Raw genomic sequence first — 23,277 nt, forward strand, 5'->3', positions numbered from 1 at the left:
CCACTATCCTTAGTCAACGCCGTTATCTACCATCCAACTCTGTAATTCATTTGGATAGTCCGAGTATAACCTATAGAGGAAATCAGAGCAATTGGGGCAACCCTAATGAGTAAAATCAAGAATTTTAATAATAATTTTATTCTATAGGTGGTAATTTTAACCCAACTTTTATAGTAAACCTATATGATAAGGTCAAGGAAAAGTAGTTTATATAATTATGTGTTCATTAAAACATTGTTTTATGGGTATCGCTGTCTGGCAAATCACGTAGAAAACCTAATCAACGTCACACCAGAAGGCGGTATTAATGAACCTACAAATGCTACCACTCAAGGATACTTACAAGCTAAAAGCACTTTCTTCAACACCTAAAAAGATTTTGATAATAGATGATAATTTCGTGCAGGCTTCCAAAACTAAGTTTATTCTTGAAGGCAAAGGTTATGAAATCGCCTTAGTGAGAGATGGAATTGAAGGTATTAAAAAAGCTGACGAAATTCGCCCTGATCTAATCGTTCTAGATCTATATCTTCCAAAGGTTAATGGATTTGAGGTATGTAAAACTCTTAAATCCACCAATAAACTGCGTAATATACCGATTATCGTTTTTAGTAGCGAAAACAAGTTGAAAAATATGGTAACTGCTTACGAAATGGGCGCAGATTATTACGTGGTTAAAGGGGAAGAAGGGGAACATGTGTTGGTGTTGCTACTAGAGACGGTTTTTAGTCGTATGGATCGCTCTAGCCTACGCCCTTTCTAGTTTTTTTTGGACAAATAACCTGCTTAAACGGCATAAGCAATCAACCACAATCGCCCGGTCACTCCGGGCGTTTTATTTTGTGCAACAAAAAAGGCTTTGTATTAAAAAAACCACAAAGCCTTTAGAAAACCCAGAATTGTTTACATCGCGTTCGCTGGAAGCGGCGGCATTCCTTTACCGGTTGGTACATACACTACTCGGCTAAAGCTGGTGTGATAAGTGTATTCACGCCCAGAGTACTCTAGTTTGATTAAAAAGCCGGGATTAATCCCCTGTTGTTTCTTTAATCCCGCTTGCAGGTATCCCAATTGCGAGTCAGGCCATGTTACCGGAGTAACCGATACCAACTTGATTTTACCAACAAGCTCAGGCATATCTTCAATTCCGAGTACTTCCGCTAGGTCTTCCTTTGCCCGCTGCACCATTTTATCTTGGCTATTACGGGTCGCGCCTTTTACCCAAACTGCTCCTCCAGCCATATTATTTCTTCCTTTCCCAAAGTACGCAGAAAATGCCCGCGTTTAATTGCTTTTTTTACGCTAGACTCTACTTAAATTATAGCCTAAAGGCTTTGAAATAACAGAGAAAGGTATGTTAATAATTCGGGAATGAAACTAATCAAAATCCTGTACAGTAGCGTTAAAGATTCGCGCTGCTGCACGTGAACGTTCGTCCAGCGGTGAGCTACCTTTCCCGGAATTTTTAGAATCTGTACGCGCAGAACCACCCGCACTATTCGGGTTGGTACTTTCATCAGATACGCACTGGATATAAATTGTCTGACCCAATAGCTGACTATACTGCTCTTCTACAAAAATTCTGGTCTTTTCCTGAGAAATTTTCTCACGATGGAACTGGTATTTGAAAGCTAGCATAATTTGCTTGCCTTGTACTCCTATTGGTTGCGCTTCGGTAAGTAACGCTTTTACGGTGACTTGTGCGCTACCGATTTTATCCAGCAATTGTCCCCATACTTGTGTTACTTCAGCAAGAGTCAGGTTTGCGCCATCTGTTGCTGCTGGCGTAGAGGGCGTTTCTTGCTGGTTTACAGGCGCTAAGGGGCGTAGTGGGTTTATTACAGGCGGCTGTTTTTTCACCTGCGCTACTTCTGCTGGGTTTGCTGCTTTGGCAATTGGTGGCTCATCCTCATCAATAGGGGACACTATGGCTGGTTCTTTTTGCACCGCGGCAATGGCAGGACGGTGCTGATTAATGACAGGCGGTTCTCTATGCGCTACCGTCGGGGTAGGGGCAGCACGGTTAGGGACTTGGCGGGTTGTCGCTTGAGGTTGCACAACCGTTTCAGCCAACACTGCTTCCATAAGCGCAATTTCAAGCGGCAATTGGGTATAAGGTGATACCTTCAGGTTATAATCAACTCCGCTGAAAATTTTGAGTAAGGTAATTAATTCAGATAAATTTATCCGCTTTGCCTGTTCTTGCATCCGATCCAGTAGCTCGTGCGGTAAATCGAGTAATTCGCGCGCCGATGGGTTTGCCTTGAGTAGCATCATGCCGCGCAGGTGTTCTACCAATTCACGATTGAAACGCTTCAAATCAACACCACTTTGCACCAGATTGCTGATTTGCTCAAGCCCTGATGCAAGCCCACGTTCAAGCAATGCCTCTACGAAATCGGGGACAGCCTCACTATTCATTACACCAAGCATTTGCTTGACAGTTTCGAGGGTGATATTCCCATCGCTGAAAACAATTAGCTGATCAAGCAGGCTAAGAGCATCGCGCAGACTTCCGGTTGCCTGCCGCGCTACCAATTCGAGAGAAGCTTTTTCAGCCTGCACTTTTTCTTCGCTGCATACAAACCGAAGCCGTGCCACTATTTGTTCAAGGCTGATACGCTGGAAATCAAAGCGTTGACAGCGCGATAATACTGTTGTCGGGATATCTTGCGGGTCGGTAGTAGCAAGCACAAAGATGGCGTGCGGAGGCGGTTCTTCCAGAGTTTTGAGCAGCGCATTAAAAGCAGGTTCGGTCAACATATGTACTTCGTCAATTATATAGAATTTCTTGCGTAATGCGCTGGGTTGGAAATTTATTTTATCGCGTAAGTCGCGGATATCTTCAATACCCCGGTTACTGGCAGCATCAATCTCGATTAAATCCATCGCTCGCCCCTCGCTGATGCTGCGGCAAGCTTCACATTTGTTACAAGGGCGTGCGTTGATTTCAGTTTCGAGGCAATTTATTGCTTTGGCTAATAGGCGTGCGGTGGAAGTTTTTCCGGTGCCTCTGGGACCACAGAAAAGATAGGCATGCCCGACTCTTCCGGTGGTAATGGCATTTTTCAGGGTGCGCGTAACTGCATCTTGACCGACCAGTTCGCCAAAGGTTTGTGAGCGCCACTTGCGGTAGAGTGATTGGGAGCGACTTAGCTTGTCGGGAGTATCGTCACTCTCCATTGATTTCTTCACTATTGCCATTTTAAAGTCTAATCCCCACTGTATGTTGGCATTTGGAAATTTCAGATGGGCATATTATAGACCATCAGGGGGATTCTGCAAAGCTGAACAGGCTCAGTGATAGCGTTTTAGTAAGTCCAATAACTCGCGTACCAGAAAAGGTTTGAGTAGAAAACCATCGGCTAAACCGGGATTTTTGATAAGCTCAAGCTCAACTTCAGAGTAGGCAGACATTATTAATGCGACAATTTTCTGATTCTTGTTTTTTTCGCGATAACGTTTGATAAGCTCAATTCCATTGCCTTCGGGCATATCAAAGTCGGTAAGCAATATTTCAAATTTCTGAAAAGTAGCTTTATCTAAAGCATCACGAAAACCAGTAGCCTGTATCACCTCATAGCCGGCTTTTACTAGCACCTTTTCCATAGTTCTAACTAAGCCAGAATTATCATCCACAACCAGTATCTTCATCAGATTTAAGGCTAGAGCGCTCCCAGACTTTTGAATTTTTAATGAATTACCTTTGTCACTTTTATATTTTAAATCAGTTGTACTTATTGTACTAATTAAATGGCTAATTTACCAATAAATAACAACTATATTTACTTATTGTAATACTCAAAAATAGATTTGTCATGTTTAGGTAGCCCAAAGAGATTACTAATTCTACTATATATTGAGGATATTTTAATATAAACAGTCGCATTCAAAATTTATTCATGGCAGATTTGATAATAACCGCAATTAAAACAGCGCTTTGTCATATCGTGACCAGGCTCAGGCAATTTACAACCGGGCGTTGCTGCGTATTTTTCTAATTCTCTCATTTCTGAAATGATTTCTAGCAATTCGGTTTGTAAGACGCTGTCCCACTCTATTCTGAAAGTTTGCTGGGCATAGCGTAAAATGCCGTAAGCTGGTTTTTTGTGCCAGTCTTCTTCCAATAATAGACAATATGCTGCCAGTTGGAGAATATCGCTGTAGTAAGGTTGGGGCGCAGTACGTTTGGGTTTGACTTCGATCGGAATGAACCCCGTTCGGGTTTTGACGATGTAATCCGGTTTACCGGTAAGGTTGTGACGCGCACTATATAGGCTCTTTTCAACCCGTTCCCAGCCCTCGGTATCACTATAAACAATCCGATATTGAAATGGCAAACCGGTAGAATTTGCTGCATTCCTCGACCAACGCACAAATAACAAGCCCACTACAAGTAAAATAAGAGCAGTCGCAATAAGCCAAAGCATAATTAATTTGAACCTGATTCGCCTTGAGGATATCCTGAGTCGGGGTAAGGATTCAAGCCTTGCTTCCGGGCGTAATTTTCTCCTAGCCGCACTCTTTCCGAAATCGGTGGGTGGGTGTAAAAGAGCCAAATTGCCCAACCGGGTGGATTTACTTCCGCCAGATTCTGGTTAGCCAGTTTTTTCATGCATGTAATAAATGAGGCTACATTTTCAGTTATATCCAGTGCATAATAATCCGCTGCCTTTTCGCGGCTACGGCTGTAGGCGTTAGTTATCGGATTTGTAAACAGACCAAACCCTGTCAGAACCAATGCCAGCAATGGGAAGGCTGCCACATCGCCAATCTCTCGGAAACCAAAAGCGCCAAGCGTATTTTGTAGCAGCAAGTTTGCTATAAACAAACCTACCATGGTTATTATCGCATCGAAGAAAATTCCACGCCATATATCGCCATGCACATGGTGTCCTAGCTCGTGCGCCATAACCACTTCGATTTCATCGGGGGTAAAATGTTGAGTGAGGGTATCACCAAGCACAATTCGGCGGGTATTGCCCACTCCGGTTACAAAAGCATTGGAGGCGCTGGTACGACGGCTAAAATCCATCGTATAAATGCCCTTGACTCTTGCCCCGGTTTTATCGGCGAGTCGCAGCATACGTTCGCGCAATTCATCGTTTTCTAGCGGAATAAATTTATTAAATAAGGGCATTATAATTACAGGAGCAAGGTTTGACATTATTATCACAAAGAACAGGTAAAATATACCCCCTGCCAACCACCACCACTCCGGTAAGCTTCTCAAGCCCAGATACAGCAGCGAAATCAAAAATAACCCGATTATCCCTCCTATTACTGCGCCCTTGAAAACATCAATGAGCCAACCCCCTAACGTTTGGTGGGAAAGCCCGTACTTTCGAGGTAAATATAAGCTGCTGTAAAGATTCAAGGGAAAAGTCAGGATGGCGTAAGCTCCGCCCATCAAAATCATATATAACAGAACAACCAACCACTGGTTATTATTCCAGCTTTCAATCAGCTTCCGTATTTCCAGCGAAAATCCGCTGAAAAGTACCAGTAACAACGCTGCCAGTCCTAACCCGCTATTAACAAAAAAGAGCGTTCGTCGCGTTGCGGCATACTTGCTTGCCTTGCGCTGACGATTCTCGCTCATTTCAGTAGATATGGTCATTTTGCAACCTGACTTTTATCTAAAGTTTGGACACTTTTGAACTTTGATCACCCGCTTTGAGGGTATTTGTCTGATTACCCGTGACTTTTGAATATAATTGTACCGCACTTGGTGGCGCTTTGTACCATTCTCCAGAACTGGTAACACCACCCTGCGGTGGCATACCTTTGCCATCCCAATATACCCGCTCTTGTGGCTGGGGCGCTTTGCTTTTGTTGGGGTTTTTCTTTACATTTGTCGTGTAAATGAAATATCCGATGGTAAGAAAAGCGGTTACTACCAGAAAACAAATGCTCCATACTGTCGCCCAATCAAGATCATCCTGCTCCTGCGAGTGGTTTGCAATTCGCGCTAGGATTGTCCCTCCTTGAGAATCGTAGAGACTTAGTTTGAGAAGCCCATCATTGCTTTCAAACTCAGCTTCCGCGTAACAAGTCAGGCTTTTGCAATAGGCGTTAGCCACATCGTATATTGGGGTTTGTACAATTGCTTTGACCGGATTGCTGTTGCTTGCGTCGGTAATGGTAAGTACATTAAAAGTGTCGGAGCCGAAATTCTCCTGAGATATCAGAGTTACAGTACCTTTGACAAGGGTGTTTGCGGTGTTTTTAGCGTCAAGCGCATCAAAGAAAGTAAATGGGCCGATAATCAACAGCGCTACCCACGCAATTAACCCTATTATGAGGAATATACAACCGGTGGAACTGCTTGTTTTGGGCTTGGTTTTTTTTGTGTTTGCCATTTTTGCTTTCCTATCAGGTAAGGGTGCACTAACACTATTATAGCCTGTAAAAAGTAATACGCAACAAAAATTATAATGTAACAGAAAAAAATAAGAAGAAATTTGCGATTGACAAGGTTCTACGGCTAGCATATCATTCAGACATGCGCCACTATAATTTCTACCATCAGGCTCACGGATGTATAAGGTAATTGTACCGATTCTAAATCCAAATACGGCTGAGGATATGGTACATTTGGCTACCACACTTTCGGGTGTTTCTTCCGAGAAAACCGACCGTTTAAAAGTAACGGTACTTGGTGTGGTGGTTGTTCCGTCCGATACCCCTTTGAGTCAAGGTGCAAGCCTAGTCAAAGCTTACCGTACAATGCTGCGCTACATTCCCCCTGAAAATAATAATAAAGTGGAAGTGCGTACCGAGGTACGAGTCGCGCGTGAAGTTTGGCAAGGGATTGTGGAACAGGTACGCGAGGAAGGTGCGAACCTGTTGTTGTTGCACTGGAAAGGCGCTACCCAAACTCCGGGAGCAATCTACGGTTCTACCATCGATATGCTGATGCGCGACACACCCTGCGATATGGTGTTAGCACGCTTTAATGGCTTCAAGCCCGCTAAAAATATTTTGATACCTGTTCGGGGCAGTGGTTATAGCAGCCTAGCTTTAAAGTTAGCTTCCAACATTTCCGAAGTTTGGGGAACTAAGCTTACGGTTTTGCATAGCTTCTCACAACTTGTCCCCGGTACTGTCGAATCTGCGTCTGATTTGAGCGATTATTCTCCTGCTTATACTGATTCGTTTGGTTCGGAAAACACCTTTAATGCCTCTGAAATTTTAAGCGAATTGCCTCCCGGCGCGGGTTTATTAACCGTTCAGGGTGATCCTACTACCAGCATTTTACGTGAAGTTCCACATTATGACATGGTGGTGGTAGGGGCAAGCGGCGTAGAGGGAAAGCCTTCAGGTGAGAACGAGTCAATGGCTATCCGGTTATCCCGACGACTTGAAACTCCTTTACTGGTGGTTAAGGCTAACCGCCCGTTGACTGCAACTAAACCGGGTGCGCCGCATCGCGATGATGAGCGGTTGGCTGAAATCATTGACCAGTGGTTTGCTCAGAATACCTTCCGCTATCGTGAGTTCCGCAGCATGAGCAGTCTTACTCTACTCAAAGCCAGTAATAATTTGAGTATTAGTCTCGTTTTCCCGGTCTATGGTAAAGTGCAACCGATGAATTTGGCGGAGAATATCCGGCGCGCTCGTTTTGCCTTGATGCGTGATTGTGCTTTGGTAGATGAAATTATTATTTCTGCTCCCGGCGCTTTGTTTGACCCTGATGAGCTTACTCTATTGGGTGCAGGCGAGGGCGAGGAAGTGATATATGTTCATTCCGATAGCCCCCACTCTCCAGAGCAGAGTAACGGACCGGGGGAGGCGCTGTGGCACGCTATGCGTAAGGCGCGTGGTGATATTGTAGTATGGGCAGATCCAAGCGTAAGTGGGTTTGAGCCACGCCACATTTATGGGCTGGTCGGTCCTTTGCTCACCTATACCAAATTTGTAATGTCCTGCGGTTTTTTCTCCGAAGAAGACGAAAACGATTTTCACCCGGTAATGGATGAACTGGCAGAACTGAGTATCCGACCTTTACTGAGTGGCTTCTTTCCGCGCTTGTCCGGGGTGATAAATCCGCTCTGTTTGGTGGGTGCGGCACGCCGCGATAGTATTGAACGTTTGCCTTTCTTTACCGAGTCAGGCTTTATGCCGGGTCTGCTGATAGATGCTACGGCGCGAAATGGCTTAATGTCGTTGGTACAAGTAGATTTAGGTGCGCCTGCCGCCAGTGTCTGTGCTGTAGCTCCACAGCGTACCAGTGCTGAAGTAATGGAAGTGTTATTGCGGCGAATAGAGGATCGCGCTCAGGTGCATTTATCCCAATATTTCAATTCTTCTTTAAAGGCGATACACCGGGAAAACGGGGCTTTTTTCCTGAAGGTAGTGCCTCAAAACTCCCCTGTACGAGAGTTGCCGCCTCCAATTTTCGCCCCCGGTTACTATCGCAACCAATTCTAAGCCCCTTTGGCGGGCTACTTTGTAAAACTTAAATAGGCGCTACGATATACTTCGAAAGCTTCTTGCAATTTGTATTTGCCTTTTAGTGCATCAGCATAGCGTTTAAGCACCCGGTGGTAAATTTCTATCTCACCACTTTCTTTAAGGACATTAATTGCTTCTCTGTATTTTGCAAAGCCTTCTTCTTCTCGTCCAAGCGCTAAATATTCGTCCGCCAATTGTGCCAGAATTTGCCCAAAAATATGGTTTCTGGTAGTGTTTTGAACGCTTTGAATCGCCAGTTCCGCCTGCTCCAACGCTTTTTCATATTCCCTATTCAGGTGATAACAATAGGCTAGGTTTAATCTAGCGTTTATCATTGAGTCAGTATCTCTACAATATTTTGCTAACCCTATTGCTTTTAGTAGCGTTTCCAGAGCCTCTTCAATTTCGCCATCTTCCGCCTGCGCTCGTCCTACCATTGAACGCAAGATTACTACTGAATTCCATTCTTGGATTTGTTCGAATAGTTCTGCACTTCTCAGCAAATACAGTTTGGATAAAGCTGGATTATTCAAACCCCGATAAGCCAACCCCAAGCCCCAGTAAATACCGGCGAGAGATTGATTATCCTCGTTTCGTTCTGCAAGGCTGGCTGCTTCTCGGTAATATGTTACCGCCTGTTCGTTTTCGCTGAGTATATAGTTCTCGTTGCCAAGGTTGGCGTATATATACATTGTAAAACGGCGGTCGGTAATTTTGCCTTTGGAAATCGCATCCAAACACTTAAGATGCTCTTCTCTCGCGCGCGGAAAATTCCCGGTTAAATAATAAACCTGCCCGATGTGATTGCGTACTCGCTCAAGCTCAAGTATTTGGTCTGCCTCATTAATAATCGGTTCTGCGCTACGTAGTTCGATTGCAATATTCAGATGTTCAAGCGCCGCCTGATAATTCTTGAGTTTTAGTTCTGTTTCGCCAAAAATTGAATGATAACGCGCCAGTAAATCAAGCGGGATTTGGTTGTTTTCAAGCTCTTTCAGAAAGGCAAGCGCGTTTTCAGGCTGGTTCATTTGCAATACAATATGGGCGTTCATCAAGTGCATCTCGATTTTTTCACGAGATTTTCTACCGCTGAAATATTTGATTGTTTTCAGTTGTTTGTGCAGTTGCTCAAGATTAAGGTTCAGTTGCTCTGCTAAGAAATCTAGAAATTCCATTGAAGGCAGAACTCGCCCCTGTTCTACCTGGCTGAGATATGCTACTGAATAATGCGGCGCTACCAGTTGATGTTGGGTTAATCCTCTATGTAACCGCGCCTCTCGAATTAATTGATGAATGCTTTCCCCACCGGGGTTTGCAGAATTAACCATTTAAAATCCGTAATGAGTATAATGATACAACTAACAATAATCACCCTATGTCTAGACTTATAAAGAATTATATGTAAATCTACACAATCTGCAAATACTGTATAACGCCTTTCCAAGTTTGGCTGTAGCTTGAGCTATGACAAAACGGTCAAATTGTATTAAGTGAAAGCGCGCGCCTTTTTTCCAATCCGGTTTAATGCAAACCTTTCGCTCATCCCTTATAATGAATCTTAATTATGATCTTTTTTGTTAATGCTAGAAAAGAGAAAACAGTTATGTCCATTGTGGAAATAGGGGATACAAAATCGCAGCCGGGAAACCCGCAGCAAGAACACGTTCTGGTGGTCGTAACCCATACTCACTGGGATAGAGAATGGTATCTGCCCTTTCAGAATTACCGTTTCAAATTGGTACGCTTGATAGATAAACTTCTGAATATTCTTGATACCAGCCCTGACTTCAAATATTTTATGCTTGACGGTCAAACCATTGTGCTGGACGATTATCTTGAAGTGTGCCCTGAGCGCGAAGCCGATTTGAAGCGGCATATTGAAAGCGGACGTTTGCTGATAGGTCCTTGGTATATCCTACCTGACCAGTTTTTAATAAGCGGCGAAGCCCACATACAAAATATGCTGCGCGGTTTGAAAGCCTGCCGGAAGTATGGCGCATCTATGCAGGTGGGCTATATACCCGATTCTTTCGGGCAAATCAGCCAGATGCCCCAAATCTTGCGCGGTTTTGGCATTGATACCGCTGTTTTCTGGCGAGGGGTTGGTCCTGAAATTACCCAAATAGAATTTCTATGGGAAGCACCCGATGGTAGTATTGTAAATTCGGCTCATTTGCCCGGTAGCGCCAATATCGGCGGCTATAGCACCGCTCTAGCTTTTAATACCGGGGTTGCATCGGCGGTTGCGCAGTTGGGAGCGGTTGAGAATTTTTTGATAAAACGTTCTACCAGTGGTGTTACTCTTTTAATGAACGGCGATGACCACGCAGAGCCTACGGCTGATCTGCCCGAAATTCTTAAAAAAGTAGCGGAAATAATGCGAGAAAAGGGTAAAAATTACCGCTTTGTACACGGCACACTGCCCCAATTTCTGGAAATGGTGCGACAGAGCGGCGCGTGGGAAAATCCCAATGTTCCGCGACATCGTGGCGAGTTCCGCAACCCCAAATTAGCGCACCTGTTACCGGGAGTTACTTCGGCGCGTATGTGGATAAAACAGTGGAATCATCGGGTCGAGGGCTTGCTAGAACGCGAAGCGGGTTTGGCGTTAGCGTGGTTCAGAGCTTTGCCAAATGCTAAATCTACTTATGACCCTGCTTCCTTGCAAGGGCTTTATGATACTGCTTGGAAATACCTGTTGCAAAATGACCCGCACGATAGCATCTGTGGTTGCAGTGTCGATCAGGTTCATGAAGAAATGAAGACCCGCTATGCTTGGGCGGAGCAAATTTCTATCGATTTGCGCGATGAGGGTTTCCGTTCTATCGCAAATCTGGTCGATACTGCGGCGATTTCAAACGAGGAGAAAATCCAACCGATAGTGGTATTCAATCCCATTCCCTTGAAACGCACCGATACTACCACGCTTACCGTTTCGGTAAATCCCGATTTCGATGATTTTGTAATCACCGATGCTGAAGGGGCTATCTACCCGCACCTAATTACCCGCCGCGAACGTGAAGTCTTATTCAGTATGGATATCCCGGCATTTGCGCTGATGGGCATGAAGAGCCATGCAGATGATGACGGTCGGGTGATGGGTTATAGCATGGTCGATATCAAATTTGATCGGCAGCTATCTAACAAAGAGATTGTGACGGTAGAGGTTACGGCAGTATATAACAGCGCTGCGCCTACCAATCCTGCTTTGATGAGTTATGCTCTTAGCGAAGCTCAGAAGTATATGGATGATGGGGTTCAAACCTTTAAGATGACCGCTTATCGGCAAAGTTCGCTCGCCTTGCAGTTTTTGTCGCGTGATGTGCCGCCTACTGGTTACAAAACTTTTGCCTTACGCGCCAGACACGAAAATGAGCCTGTTTTCAAGCAAGAAGTAAAGAATGCACCGGAGACAATCGAAAACGAGTTTTATACTATAGATGTTGAGGCTAAGACCGGGCTTCTCACTATAGTAGATAAAGAAACCGGGGCTGTTTACTCGCAAATAAATCGTTTCAGGGATGTGGCAGATGCGGGGGATGAGTATAATTTTTCACCCATACCGCAGGATAAAGGAATCGAGAGCTACTTTGACGCTCCCCAGATTTTCGTGCGTCTTTCCGAACTGGAGCAATCCATCGAGGTGAATACTGCGCTGGAGTTGCCTTATAGCCTCAAAGCAGATCGGCAATCTCGTAGCGAAGAGATGACTCTGTGTTCCCTTACCACCGTTGTGACGCTTACTCCCGGTTCGCGCCGAATTGATTTCGAAACCGCTTTCCACAACAAGGTGGAAGACCACCGTTTACAGGTGCTTTTCCCTGCGCCTTTTGCAGCAACCGAAAGCAAAGCGGAAGGTATTTTTGATGTTATTACCCGCCCGGTGGGTGTGCCTCGTTTCGATAGCAAGTGGCTTGAAGACCCTATGCCACAAGCGCCTCAGAAAACCTTTGTGTCAATAAATGATGCAGAGTCTAAGCTAGGCTTAACTGTTATTAACCGAGGTTTGCCGGAACACGAAATAGTGAAATTACCTGATGGCAACAGCGCCATTGCGATTACACTTTTGCGTTCGGTGGGTTGGCTCAGTCGTGACGACCTCAAAACTCGGCGCGGTCATGCCGGACCCGGTATGCCAACACCCGGCGCACAATGTCAGGGACGGCACTATTTCCACTATGCTCTTATGCCTCATAAGGGCGAATGGCTGGTTTCAGGCGCACAGCAGCAAGCACACGCCTTTAACCATCCTATGATTGGCGTGATGGCAGCGAAACAAGTGGGAGAGTTGCCAATTTCCCAGAGTTTCGTGGAAATTCAGCCGCGCGTGATGGCTCTCAGCACTATTAAAGGCAGTGATGACGGGGCAGCAGTTATTGTACGGCTCTGGAATCCGAGCGATAGAGATATTCCGATTTGCAAGGTACGTTTCTTCCGGCAATTCTCTAGTGTCAGTCTGGTCAATTTAGAGGAAAACGAAACGGTGGAGGTCTTGCAGCAGGAAACAGACGGCAGTTACAATTTCTCGGCTTACGCCCACAAGATTCTAACCTTGCGCCTCGACTTCTAAATCTTCTGGCTCTCTTCTTTCTTTGTGAAAGGAGAGAGCCATTCACTTATTTAAGGGTGGCAGATTCGACCATCACGCCTAGTTCGCGGCGGCTGTTCGAGCCGGGTACGAAGGTATCCGCCCCTAACCCGATGATAATGTCCCCGCTCAAGTTTGAGGGTAGTTTCAGGTTGTAGGTTTCCCAATTGCGGGAAGTTTGCACCTTGCCTAGCAATTGCCCGTTAGCATAAACTTCAACCAGCGGTGGCGTAAGGCTGTCAGGACGGAAACCGCGCAGTCGCAAATTCACCTCAGCGAGGTGTTGCGTACCAGCGTTGGGGAATTTGAGCCGCGCAAGCTCTTGCCCGCTATCCCCACGCCCTGAAGTCCAGCGATACAATTTGCCCGTTTGGGCATCTTTTTCGTAGGTTTGGAAGCCGTAAGTGTAACCCCAATCAAACTCACCGATAGCAAGCGTGTTGTCGGGTAGTGGGGCAGTCGGCAATTTTTCCCATGCCCACTCGTCTGCCTGTTGGTCAAGTCCCACTTGACGGGTATTAAACTCGCCGCGCGCGTAAGCTTTATTGCCCTGTAGCAGATATATATAGCCCAGTGCGATATGGCTTTGCGAAATATCCTGCGAAGTACGCCCTATTCGCCCTATAGCGTCATCAAACCGCCCTAATGCCGCCTCGGTCAATCCGATACCGATTTGTGTGGCTGGTACGCTCTGGTCGGCTTTGGCATAAGCGTCAAGCGCTTCCTGATATTTACCTTCAAGTCGCAAGCGGTCGCCTTCCTGCGCGTTTTGCTGCTCATTCCACCGTTCTATCCCTCTGGCAGTACCCCATTGGTTATCAAGTCCGGTGAGGTAGGCGATAGGCCCGTAAGAAGGCAACACCGCCGCTAGAAAGAGTACAGGTAAAACCAATCCCGCCGCATAGCGCAAAAACTGGCTGTTTCGCAAAGGACGTTTGAACCACGCCAACACTTCGCGCCAGTTTGCCAGCGTATAGGCAGCATACAGCAACAGGAAGAAGTAAACCGACACCCGGAAGCGCGTTACTGCGAAAAAGGCGAAAGCCAGAATCATGTTCTGCGCCGTCCAGATTACCACGAAACTACGGACTGCTCGGCTAGAGGAAGGCGCAGTCACCAATCCTAGCATCGCCAGCGCCCCTGCCACCACATATAGCAGGTCGTTAAGGGTTGCATCCAGCAGCAGCCATGGCGGGTTTATCTGACCTAGCGAATACCCGGCAGACAGTCGTTCATCTGCACCAAAGTTAATTTGCCAGAAATCCAGCGCTTCTTTGAAACCCTTATCAAAAATGAAGGAGGCGGGGTCTTTGAAAAAGATTTCCAGCCCTTTTTGGTAACCAACCGAATCGCGCTCAGCCATATTCTTGACCGCTTCGAGGGTTTGAGAAACCAGCGCCCCATTCCTGCCCTTCATTGCTCCGAGGAAGAAATTATAACCCCCAGTATTGTCAATGAAAGGACGACCGTAAACGCTTGCATTGCGCAATGCCCAGGGTGATACGGTAATGGCAAAGATTATCAGCATTACCACAAACGCGCCTATAGCGGGCTTCCACTTGCGTCCTGTGCCAATCCAAAACCATATCGCCAGAAAAGGCACGAAGCTTAGCACTTGCCCGCGTGTTAGGGCGGAAAGACCTAGAAAGAAACTGCCCCCAACCAGCGTTAGCCACTCTTTGCGGTTTTCCGGTAGCCATTTATTGCGGGAATCGGTTTTTGAGGAGGCGAAGAACTCGGCAAAAAAGCAAACAGTCAACAGAAATAGCAGTATAAAGAGCGTTTCGGATAGCAGCAGATAGGGAAAAACCACAAAGGGCCACGCAACTGAAGCCAGCAGCGCTGCCACTAACCCGGTGCGCCTTCCATAAAGCCGCTTACCCAGCCAATACAGCAGATAGACCGAAGCAAGGCTCAGACAAATTTGGACTAGCCGGATGATTATCAGGTCATGACCGAAGAATTTGAAAAAACCCGCCAGCATGAGAATAAAAAGCGGCGGGCGTACCCATGTTGCGCCATCGTAAAACTGCCATCCGCGCCCATCCGCCAGTATTGAGCTAATCTGGTAATATTCAGCTTCATCAATAACAAAATAGCGGTGCGTTGCAATCAGCCAGACCAGCAACCTCAGCGCCAAACCTGCGCCGAGAATTGCCAGCAACACCCAATCAGGGCGGAATCTTGACTGCTTTTTAAGGGCGGTAGTTAGCCCTTGTTGGGAGGTTCTCACAATAAAACTATCTTATCCCGATTCTCGCCCACTTTCGCGGTGGCGTTGCGTGTATCTACCACTACTTTGGCTTCGCGTACAATCGCTTCGTAATCAAAGGCGCTATGATCGGTGATAATCAATACACAATCTGCTTCATTCAGCGTTTGTTGCTCAAGCTTGACCGATTGATAGGTGACATGCCCTTCCTGCAACTCCGGCACATGCGGGTCGTGATAGGTTATGTGCGCCCCATCTTTCTCCAATAAGGAAATAATCTTAATGGCAGGAGACTCGCGGAAATCGCTTACGTCCTTCTTGTAGGCTACACCCAACACCAGAATTTTTGCGCCATGCAAACCCTTGTCGCTGCGATTCAGGGCGCGTATCGTCAGTTCACGCACATGATAGGGCATTTGCAGGTTGATTTCGCCTGCCAACTCGATAAAGCGAGTGTGGAAATCATACTCACGCGCTTTCCAAGTGAGGTAGAAAGGGTCAATCGGGATACAATGTCCACCCACGCCCGGTCCCGGCGCAAATTGCATGATACCGTAAGGCTTGGTGTTGGCAGCGCGTACCACTTCCCACACGTCCAGACCCATTCGATCGCAGAGCAGCGCCATTTCGTTTACCAGCGCCACGTTTACCACTCGGAAGACGTTCTCGAATATCTTGGTCATTTCGGCAATGCTAGGCGAGGATACAGGCACAACTTTTTCCACTACATTAGCGTAAAGCGCAACTGCCAGTTCGCGGCATTGTGGGGTAACCCCGCCTACCACTTTGGGAGTATTTTCAAAACGCCAGCCCTTGCTCCCAACCGCTCCGGGGTCGATGCGTTCCGGTGAAAATGCGAGATAAAAATCCTCGCCTACCTTCATGCCTCTGGATTCCAGTACAGGTTGGATAATTTCCTGAGTAGTGCCGGGATAGGTGGTGCTTTCTAGCACAATCAGTTGTCCACGTTGCAGGTTAGCTGCTATGTCTTTGGTGGCGGCTTTGATGGCAGTTAGGTCAGGGTCTTGCGTTTTATTAAGAGGGGTAGGCACACAAATGATAATCGCGTCTTGTGCTGCCAACACGCTGGGGTCAAAGCTGGCTTTGAAACTGCCGTTAGCCAAAATCGGCAAGAGCCTCTCACTCTGGATGTCATCTATATAGCTTTCGCCCCGGTTGAGCATTTTAACCCTCGCCTGAGTAACATCCAGCCCGGTCACCCGAAATCCGGCTTCGGCATAAGCTACACCTACCGGCAAGCCCACATATCCCAAACCAACTATTCCAACCTTAGCCTGTTTATTGTTGATTTTGTCAATTAGCATTTGATTTTGCGTCCTCAAAAACTTTCTGATAACGGCGTGCAATTTCAGTCCAGTTCAATTCGCGCTCAACTCGCGCTCGCCCCGCCGCAGCAAATTTTTTTCGTTTCTCACTATCCGAAAGAAGCAGACAGATTGCTTCTGCCAGCGCGGCTGAGTCACGCTGTGCTACCAATAATCCGTTTACCTCATCCTCAACTGCCAGCGATACTCCCCCAATATTTGAGGCGATTACCGGCACTCCTGTTGCCAGCGCCTCCATTAATGTATTGGGCAAGCCGTCCACATTGCCACTCTTATCCACAATACTTGGCAATAAAAAGAGGTCACACCCTGCCAGATACTCCGGTACTTTATCGTGTTGGATCGCTCCTGTGAAAGTCACTTGGTTTTTTACGCATGCTGCCCGCGCTTGTTCTTCCAGTTCAGCGTGCAAATCACCTTGTCCGGCAATTATCAGCCGTGCTCTGGGAAATTTTAGTAAAACCTGCGGTAATGCTTTGATGGCGTATTCAAAGCCTTTTTTGTAAACTAATCGCCCGATACAAAACAAGATTTGCTCATCTTCACCGAAACCCAATTTCCGGCGCAATTCAGGGCGTGGCATTGCAGGCGCACGAAATACCGAAGGGTCTGCTCCGTAGGGTATTACTACCGCTCTGTGCGGTTGCAGAGGTGCGCCTAGCTTTTGCGCTCTTTGCATAAGGTCGGGGCTAGAGGCAGTGACCGCTGCCGCCCGTTTAAAAGCCCAACGCGCTACCCATCCTACCGGCTTAAGTCGTTCCGCTACATATACATCCGAACCGTGCATGCTGATTACCACCGGGATTTTACGGAGCATGCCGATTAATACGGCAACCGGGGCGTTTGGTATAACCCAATGAGCTTGAATCATAGCAAAGCGTTCACAGCGTGTCAATTTCCACATATGCCAGAAACTACTCAACAGCACAAATGGTAAGAGCAGATAAATCAGCGGTCGAATCCTGACATCACCCTCAAGTGAGGCGGCATAGCCCCATATATTCCATTTTTTGAAGGGGCTATAGTGAAAATTAAATAGTTTTACACCATTTTCGACAGGCTGACGGTGCAAGTCGGGATGATAGGGCATCAGCACAGTCACTTTGTGTCCCAGTTTTTGTGTGTTCTGGGCTATTTCCTCGATAAATGGCGCAGTGACATCCCCCGGATATTTAGGGTAGGAGGAGGTCAGCATCAGAATTTTCAAGTCCGCAAATGGCTCCTTTGTTACAAAATTCTCAAGTATCGGGAATTATAACCCTTACGGCGAGATTTTGCATGCGGGTAAAATCCAATTCTTTTTGCTAAGCGCAACTTCTAATTAATTGCTTAACTTCACACTAAAGTTGTGACGCATTTTATAATTATTCAGCTACTCGGACTGGTATAGTCATAGCAGTTAACTAATACTTATTACTCTCTATTTTTATTTATTTTCCTCGTTAGTACCCAGAGGAGCGTACAACATGACTAACCAAACCGGACAAATCACCAAGCCGCAAATCATCCAATCTATAAATAATACACGGCAACTGCCGAGCTATAATTACCCACAGCTAAACCAGCCTAATTATTATTATGCGCAGCAATATCATCGACATCCACAGGCATATAATTACCTACCTTACCAATCTGTACACTCGATGCTGGTACGACGTATGAAAAAGCCTTCGATTAATTACTTTTACCTTGCGGTCGCGGTTGGCGGTAGCTTGGTTACAATTTGCCCGTTCCTGCCCTGGATTGATTTCTTCATGTCTAAAGGGGTTTCAAGCGCAAATGGGTTAGGTATGTTCAGCAATATGAGCGGTACTGCCCCGGACTTTGGCGCAATTCACGGCATACCTGTTTTAATTGCCGGGTTGGTAGTAATGTCTTTGGGTTTTGGTGGGTTGATGGTTAGTAAGAAAGGCTATTCTGGACTGCTTATCGGTGCAAGTGTTTTCAATACCAGTACGATGCTTTACAAAATGGTTGATATTACCGGATTGGTGGAAAAAGGTAGTTATCAGGGTATTCCGGTGAAGATGGATTTTGGGTTGTATATGGGCGTAGTTGGGTCGATGATAACGTTGGTGGCAAGCGTGTTGGCGATGGCTTACTGCATCTCTCGCTCTAAAAAGAGCATTGGCGAGGATATGAAGGAAGTAGCTGAGGGAATCGGTGAAGGCTTCAAACTTATGGGCGGGCTTGGCGGTAAATAAAAACTCTTGGGGGTAGTAAGTAGGGTGTAAAAAAAGGGCGAGGAAAAACCCCCGCTCTTTTTCTTTACTCTTAAAAGGGTTTATAACTAATGCGCAGCGGCGGCTTCTATTTCCTTCTTGTGTTTCTCGATTATGTGATCCGCAATATTTTGCGGTACAGGCTCATAATGTGAAAAAGACATTGTGAAGATACCGCGACCCTGAGTCATACTACGTAAGTCGGTAGCATAGCGCTGCACTTCGGCGAGAGGCGCTTGTGACTCAACAACGGTGTAACCATTGCCAATCTGCTCCATACCCAATACCCGCCCACGTTTCTGGCTGTTGATGTCGCCCATCACATCACCCATAAAGTGATCCGGCACGGTGATTTTCAGGTCGTAAATCGGCTCTAGCAAGACGGGCTTTGCTTGCAAAGTGCCCTTCTTGAAAGCTTGCGAAGCGGCAATTTTGAACGCCATTTCACTACTATCCACCGGATGATAGCTACCGTCGTACAGATTTACTTTGATGTTTACCACCGGGAAACCCGCTACGATGCCTTCTAATAGTGCCTCGCGCACTCCCTTTTCTACCGCCGGGATGTAATTGCGTGGCACTACACCACCCACAATTGATTCGGTAAACTGAAAGTCGGCATCCTCAGAGTGAGATACTTCAATCAGCACGTGACCGTACTGACCATGACCACCGGTTTGCTTCTTGTGCTTGTACTCGGCTTTGCTACTGCCCAGAATAGTTTCGCGGTAAGGCACTTTGGGTAGCTCTATGGTTACGTTCACGCCGAATTTGCGCTGTAACCGCTCGGCAGCCACATGCACATGGCTCTCGCCCATTCCGCTGATGATTGTCTCTCCGGTAAAGGAGTCGCGCTCAACATGTAAAGTCAGGTCTTCCTCTACCAAACGACCAATACTGGCGCTCATCTTATCAAGGTCGGCTTTGGTCTTAGGTAGAATGGCGGCGCGATAGAGTGGCGCAGGGAAGTTAATCTTCGCCAGTTCCACTGATTTGTCAGGGGCGCTGATGGTATCGTTAGTGTTGGTTTCCTGCAATTTGACCACCACCCCAATATCTCCAGCTACTACTTCCGGAACAGGAATTTGCTCTTTTCCCCGCACCATTAAAGCAGTGCCCACGCGCTCGGATTTGCCTTTGCTGGCGTTGTATAGCTGCCCTTCACCTTTGAACACGCCGTTGATTACCTTAAAGTAGGTAATACGCCCAAACGGGTCTGCGACGGTTTTGAAGACAATAGCTGCCAGAGAAGCATTCGAGTCGCATGCTTTCCCTTCCTCGCTTGGCGTAGGCGCAGCCAATGCCAAGAAATCAAGCAATTGGGCTGTACCGATATTGCCAGTTGCGCTTCCACACAGCACTGCATAGAGTTGTTGAGAGGCGACCGCTTTTGGCAAAGCCTTGCCCAACTCTTCTTCGCCTATTTCCTCCCCATCCAGATAACGCAACATCAATTCTTCGTCTGCCTCGACAATGCGCTCCACCAATTTTTCGCGCAGGCTGGCAGCCTGTTCTTTCAGGTCGGCGGGAATTTCCGCCACTTCAAACTTGCCATCGCGGCTGTTACTATACAGGTAAGCTTTGCGGGAAATGAGGTCAACTATTCCTCTAAAACCGCTTTCTTTGCCTACCGGAATTTGCAGCGCGGCTACATTTGATCCGAAGGAATGTTGGGCTGCTTCAAGTGCATTGAAGAAATTGGAATTTTCGCGATCGAGTTTGTTTACAAAGAGGATGCGTGGTAAATTTCGCTCGGCGGCAAAGCCCCATACCTGTTCAGTGCCTACTTCAACCCCACCGGTGGCATCAAGCAGGATAAGCGCCGAATCGGCGACACGCGCCGCAGATTTAATTTCACCTATAAAATCAGCGTAGCCGGGAGCGTCAATCAAGTTAATCTTGGTATCGTTCCACTCGCACGGCACAACGGAGGTGCTAACGCTAATATGGCGTTTCACCTCATCCGGGTCAAAATCGCTAACGGTGTTGCCATCGTCCACGCGACCCAGACGGTTAATAGTCTTGCTATCGAAGAGTAACGCTTCGACTAAAGACGTTTTACCCGCTCCGCCGTGCGAAAATAGGCCTACGTTTCGAATCTGTTCCGTTCTGTAGCTTTTCATAGGCTCTTCTCCTTTCCGGAACAACCTGGTACCGAAATGAGTCAGGTTTTGTAATTGCAATGATTGGAGGGAGATAACTGGCGGGGGTACCGCTGAAGATATACCGGCGCTGAGCTTTCTACCCTTCCCCTCTGTTTGTTCGCTTTAGCAAAGGCTAACGAAATCTTTACAGTATGGATATTATAGCTTAATCGTATAAAAGTTCAACATGGCGCATTTTGAATATGAGGCTATCAGGCTAGAATAAGGGTTAAAATATGGCAAATAATTTTACTTTTAACGGGCTTGGCATGAGCTTAGGAAACTTGGCGCGCCTTTCCAATGCGAAATCTCGCTCCATCAGTGCCGAGAATTTCAGCGGTGAGAAAGGGCGCGGCGGTAGGGCAACCATCGGAACAGGCGCAGGGTATGCCCGTGAGCTTGGTCAGGGTTGGAAAATTTCCCCTTCCGTTATGCTCAAGCCTCGCGCTACTTTTACGCTTGCGGAAATAGATGGTTCAGGCGCAATTCAGCACCTCTGGATGACCACTTCCCCTAATAATTGGCGTAGGCTGGTTTTACGCTTTTATTGGGACGGTGAAGAAAAACCCTCGGTTGAATGTCCCTATGGCGATTTTTTTGCCAATGGCTGGTGTGAACCGTGTAAGGTTAATTCATTACCTATTTCGGTAAATCCGAATGGTGGTATGAACAGTTACTGGGAAATGCCTTTTCGCCATAGTGCTCGCCTAACTATCGAGAATCTGGCGGAGGAAGAGGTGCAATTGTACTACCAGATAGACTACACTCTTACCGAAGTGCCGGAAGATTTGGCATATTTTCATGCCCAATGGCGGCGCAGTAATCCACTACGTTACGGGGAAGTGCATAAAATTCTGGATGGGGTGCAGGGCATCGGGCAATATGTAGGTACATATCTAGCGTGGCAGACGAATAATAACGGGTGGTGGGGCGAGGGTGAGGTCAAGTTTTATCTGGATGGAGACCACGATTTCCCCACCATCTGCGGAACAGGCACCGAGGATTATTTTGGAGGAGCATGGAACTGGGAGTATCCCAAAGGCGAATATGGCATTTATTCAACTCCATTTCTGGGTTTGCCGCAGGTTATAAAGCCGGATGGGCTTTATCGCAGCCAGATGCGTTTTGGAATGTATCGCTGGCATATTATGGATCCGGTGCGCTTTAAGCAAGATTTGCGGGTGACGGTGCAAGCGTTAGGTTGGCGCAGCGATGCGCGTTACCTACCCTTGCAAGACAATATTGCCTCAACCGCATTCTGGTATCAGACCGAACCACACCAACCATATCCGACCTTGCCAGACGCTAACGGCTTAGAGGTTATTTAGAAGCGTAAGCCCCAAAGTGCGCTTTTGCTGGTTGAAACGGCGCTTGCCCCTGCTTCAAGTGCCTCTCGAATGTCCGTTTCATTGCGCAAGATGCCGCTGGCAATCAGCGGTTTTGTGACATCGCGCCGGAAATCTTCGGACAAGTGCGGTACGACTACGCCGGGTAATACTTCTACCGCATCTGGGGAGAGGCTGTGTAATAAACCAATGCCGGTATGATAAGCCGCGCTGTCCAGCAGAAACAGGCGCAAGATGGTAACCAAACCTAGCCCTTGTGCCTCTTTTAATAACTGGCTACGCGTGCTTACCACCCCTTCCAGCCCAAGATTGTCTCTCAGATAGCGCAATCCGGCTTTATCGCGCCCGATTCCTTCCACTAGATCAATATGCACCAATGCCAGCGTTTGTTGCTTGCGGGTGCGCTCTATTACCTTCTCCATTTCGAAGATGTCACCTTTGAGAAACATTAGGGTAGGCGGGTGGTGTTGGAGCGCTGCCTCAAGGCTGGCGTGATCGCGCACTGCCGGGATTATGGGGTGGGCTTTCAATTTTTCAGAAAGTTCCATAAAGCCTACTTCCCGCTAAGTTCGGTAGAAAGATAAAGATAAATCGAGGCAAGGTCTGCATCGCTCAAATTAGCAGATGAAAAGGAGCGCATTTGCCCTTTGCCATTGCGTACTTGCCAAATAAGGAAGGTGTAATCTCTTGTTGCACGTGAGCCTGTAAGCGCTGGTCCCTTCGCCGGTGTTTTACCATCATTCGGGTGGCATATTGTGCAGTTATTGCGAAATAACTTCAAGCCTTGTTCTGCACTTGAGCCTACCCCAATAGTCGGAGTCGGTTCATTTTGGGTTACACCCACAGTATTGTTCTGCAAAAGCAAGGCAATTCCACCCAATAACAAAACAGCCCCTACTATAAGTAGTAGCCGTAAACCGTTAAGTTTTGCCTTTTTTTCATTTCTCATAGCCTTTAGTTTA

18 protein-coding genes are annotated in these 23,277 nt (G+C 46.9%); 5 read left to right on the forward strand and 13 right to left on the reverse strand.

What is annotated here, in order from left to right; genetic code table 11:
- Nucleotides 1-307 precede the first annotated feature (307 nt).
- The gene (locus tag OZ401_RS00850; protein ID WP_341468818.1) at nt 308-763 is read left to right on the forward strand and encodes a response regulator; all 456 of its coding nucleotides are present in this window, start codon (nt 308-310) and stop codon (nt 761-763) included.
- Between the two features lie 140 nt (nt 764-903).
- Here OZ401_RS00850 and OZ401_RS00855 read toward each other — a convergent pair whose 3' ends face one another.
- The 6 genes from OZ401_RS00855 to OZ401_RS00880 form a co-directional block, all read right to left on the reverse strand.
- Nucleotides 904-1,242, reverse strand: a complete 339-nt coding sequence (locus OZ401_RS00855) for a hypothetical protein (RefSeq protein WP_341468819.1) — start codon at nt 1,240-1,242, stop codon at nt 904-906.
- Between the two features lie 135 nt (nt 1,243-1,377).
- The gene (dnaX, locus tag OZ401_RS00860) at nt 1,378-3,204 is read right to left on the reverse strand and encodes a DNA polymerase III subunit gamma/tau (protein WP_341468820.1); all 1,827 of its coding nucleotides are present in this window, start codon (nt 3,202-3,204) and stop codon (nt 1,378-1,380) included.
- Between the two features lie 93 nt (nt 3,205-3,297).
- The gene (locus OZ401_RS00865; RefSeq protein WP_341468821.1) at nt 3,298-3,639 is read right to left on the reverse strand and encodes a response regulator; all 342 of its coding nucleotides are present in this window, start codon (nt 3,637-3,639) and stop codon (nt 3,298-3,300) included.
- Between the two features lie 257 nt (nt 3,640-3,896).
- Nucleotides 3,897-4,430: a CRISPR-associated protein Cas4 gene (locus tag OZ401_RS00870; RefSeq protein WP_341468822.1), complete on the reverse strand. Its 534-nt coding sequence runs from the start codon at nt 4,428-4,430 to the stop codon at nt 3,897-3,899.
- 2 nt (nt 4,431-4,432) lie between these two features.
- Entirely contained in the window at nt 4,433-5,620 is a 1,188-nt protein-coding gene (locus OZ401_RS00875; protein ID WP_341468823.1) for a M48 family metallopeptidase, read from the reverse strand.
- A gap of 19 nt (nt 5,621-5,639) precedes the next feature.
- Nucleotides 5,640-6,362 carry a hypothetical protein gene (locus tag OZ401_RS00880; RefSeq protein ID WP_341468824.1) on the reverse strand — a complete coding sequence of 241 codons (723 nt, stop codon included), beginning with the start codon at nt 6,360-6,362 and terminating at the stop codon, nt 5,640-5,642.
- A gap of 178 nt (nt 6,363-6,540) precedes the next feature.
- Here OZ401_RS00880 and OZ401_RS00885 point away from each other — a divergent pair, with 178 nt between their 5' ends.
- Nucleotides 6,541-8,433: a universal stress protein gene (locus tag OZ401_RS00885; RefSeq protein ID WP_341468825.1), complete on the forward strand. Its 1,893-nt coding sequence runs from the start codon at nt 6,541-6,543 to the stop codon at nt 8,431-8,433.
- Between the two features lie 14 nt (nt 8,434-8,447).
- Here OZ401_RS00885 and OZ401_RS00890 read toward each other — a convergent pair whose 3' ends face one another.
- Nucleotides 8,448-9,785 (reverse strand): helix-turn-helix domain-containing protein, encoded by a 1,338-nt coding sequence (locus OZ401_RS00890; protein WP_341468826.1) that lies wholly within the window; start codon nt 9,783-9,785, stop codon nt 8,448-8,450.
- A 275-nt stretch (nt 9,786-10,060) separates the two neighbouring features.
- Here OZ401_RS00890 and OZ401_RS00895 point away from each other — a divergent pair, with 275 nt between their 5' ends.
- Nucleotides 10,061-13,027, forward strand: a complete 2,967-nt coding sequence (locus tag OZ401_RS00895) for an alpha-mannosidase (RefSeq protein ID WP_341468827.1) — start codon at nt 10,061-10,063, stop codon at nt 13,025-13,027.
- A gap of 46 nt (nt 13,028-13,073) precedes the next feature.
- Here the strand turns inward: OZ401_RS00895 and OZ401_RS00900 are convergent, their stop codons facing one another.
- The 3 genes from OZ401_RS00900 to OZ401_RS00910 are packed head-to-tail and all read right to left on the reverse strand — an operon-like array spanning nt 13,074 to nt 17,810.
- A complete protein-coding gene (locus OZ401_RS00900) occupies nt 13,074-15,278 on the reverse strand; it encodes a glycosyltransferase family 39 protein (RefSeq protein ID WP_341468828.1) in 2,205 nt (734 codons plus the stop codon).
- Nucleotides 15,275-16,582: a nucleotide sugar dehydrogenase gene (locus OZ401_RS00905; RefSeq protein ID WP_341468829.1), complete on the reverse strand. Its 1,308-nt coding sequence runs from the start codon at nt 16,580-16,582 to the stop codon at nt 15,275-15,277. The genes OZ401_RS00900 and OZ401_RS00905 overlap by 4 nt, the downstream gene beginning before the upstream one ends.
- Entirely contained in the window at nt 16,572-17,810 is a 1,239-nt protein-coding gene (locus OZ401_RS00910) for a glycosyltransferase family 4 protein (RefSeq protein ID WP_341468830.1), read from the reverse strand. The genes OZ401_RS00905 and OZ401_RS00910 overlap by 11 nt, the downstream gene beginning before the upstream one ends.
- Nucleotides 17,811-18,069: 259 nt before the next feature.
- On the opposite strand from OZ401_RS00910, the gene OZ401_RS00915 reads away from it, so the two are divergent.
- On the forward strand, nt 18,070-18,807 hold the full coding sequence (locus OZ401_RS00915; protein WP_341468831.1) for a hypothetical protein: 738 nt from the start codon (nt 18,070-18,072) through the stop codon (nt 18,805-18,807).
- An 86-nt stretch (nt 18,808-18,893) separates the two neighbouring features.
- Here the strand turns inward: OZ401_RS00915 and fusA are convergent, their stop codons facing one another.
- Nucleotides 18,894-20,948 carry an elongation factor G gene (fusA, locus tag OZ401_RS00920; RefSeq protein WP_341468832.1) on the reverse strand — a complete coding sequence of 685 codons (2,055 nt, stop codon included), beginning with the start codon at nt 20,946-20,948 and terminating at the stop codon, nt 18,894-18,896.
- A gap of 257 nt (nt 20,949-21,205) precedes the next feature.
- Here fusA and OZ401_RS00925 point away from each other — a divergent pair, with 257 nt between their 5' ends.
- A complete protein-coding gene (locus OZ401_RS00925) occupies nt 21,206-22,297 on the forward strand; it encodes a glycoside hydrolase family 172 protein (RefSeq protein WP_341468833.1) in 1,092 nt (363 codons plus the stop codon).
- On the opposite strand, the gene OZ401_RS00930 is transcribed toward OZ401_RS00925, so the two are convergent.
- The gene (locus tag OZ401_RS00930) at nt 22,294-22,863 is read right to left on the reverse strand and encodes a glycerol-3-phosphate responsive antiterminator (RefSeq protein ID WP_341468834.1); all 570 of its coding nucleotides are present in this window, start codon (nt 22,861-22,863) and stop codon (nt 22,294-22,296) included. The two genes, OZ401_RS00925 and OZ401_RS00930, sit on opposite strands and share 4 nt — an antisense overlap.
- 5 nt (nt 22,864-22,868) lie before the next feature.
- Nucleotides 22,869-23,264, reverse strand: a complete 396-nt coding sequence (locus OZ401_RS00935) for a c-type cytochrome (protein ID WP_341468835.1) — start codon at nt 23,262-23,264, stop codon at nt 22,869-22,871.
- Nucleotides 23,265-23,277: the final 13 nt, after the last annotated feature.

The sequence above is a fragment of the Candidatus Chlorohelix allophototropha genome (genome assembly GCF_030389965.1).
Taxonomy (GTDB): domain Bacteria; phylum Chloroflexota; class Chloroflexia; order Chloroheliales; family Chloroheliaceae; genus Chlorohelix; species Chlorohelix allophototropha.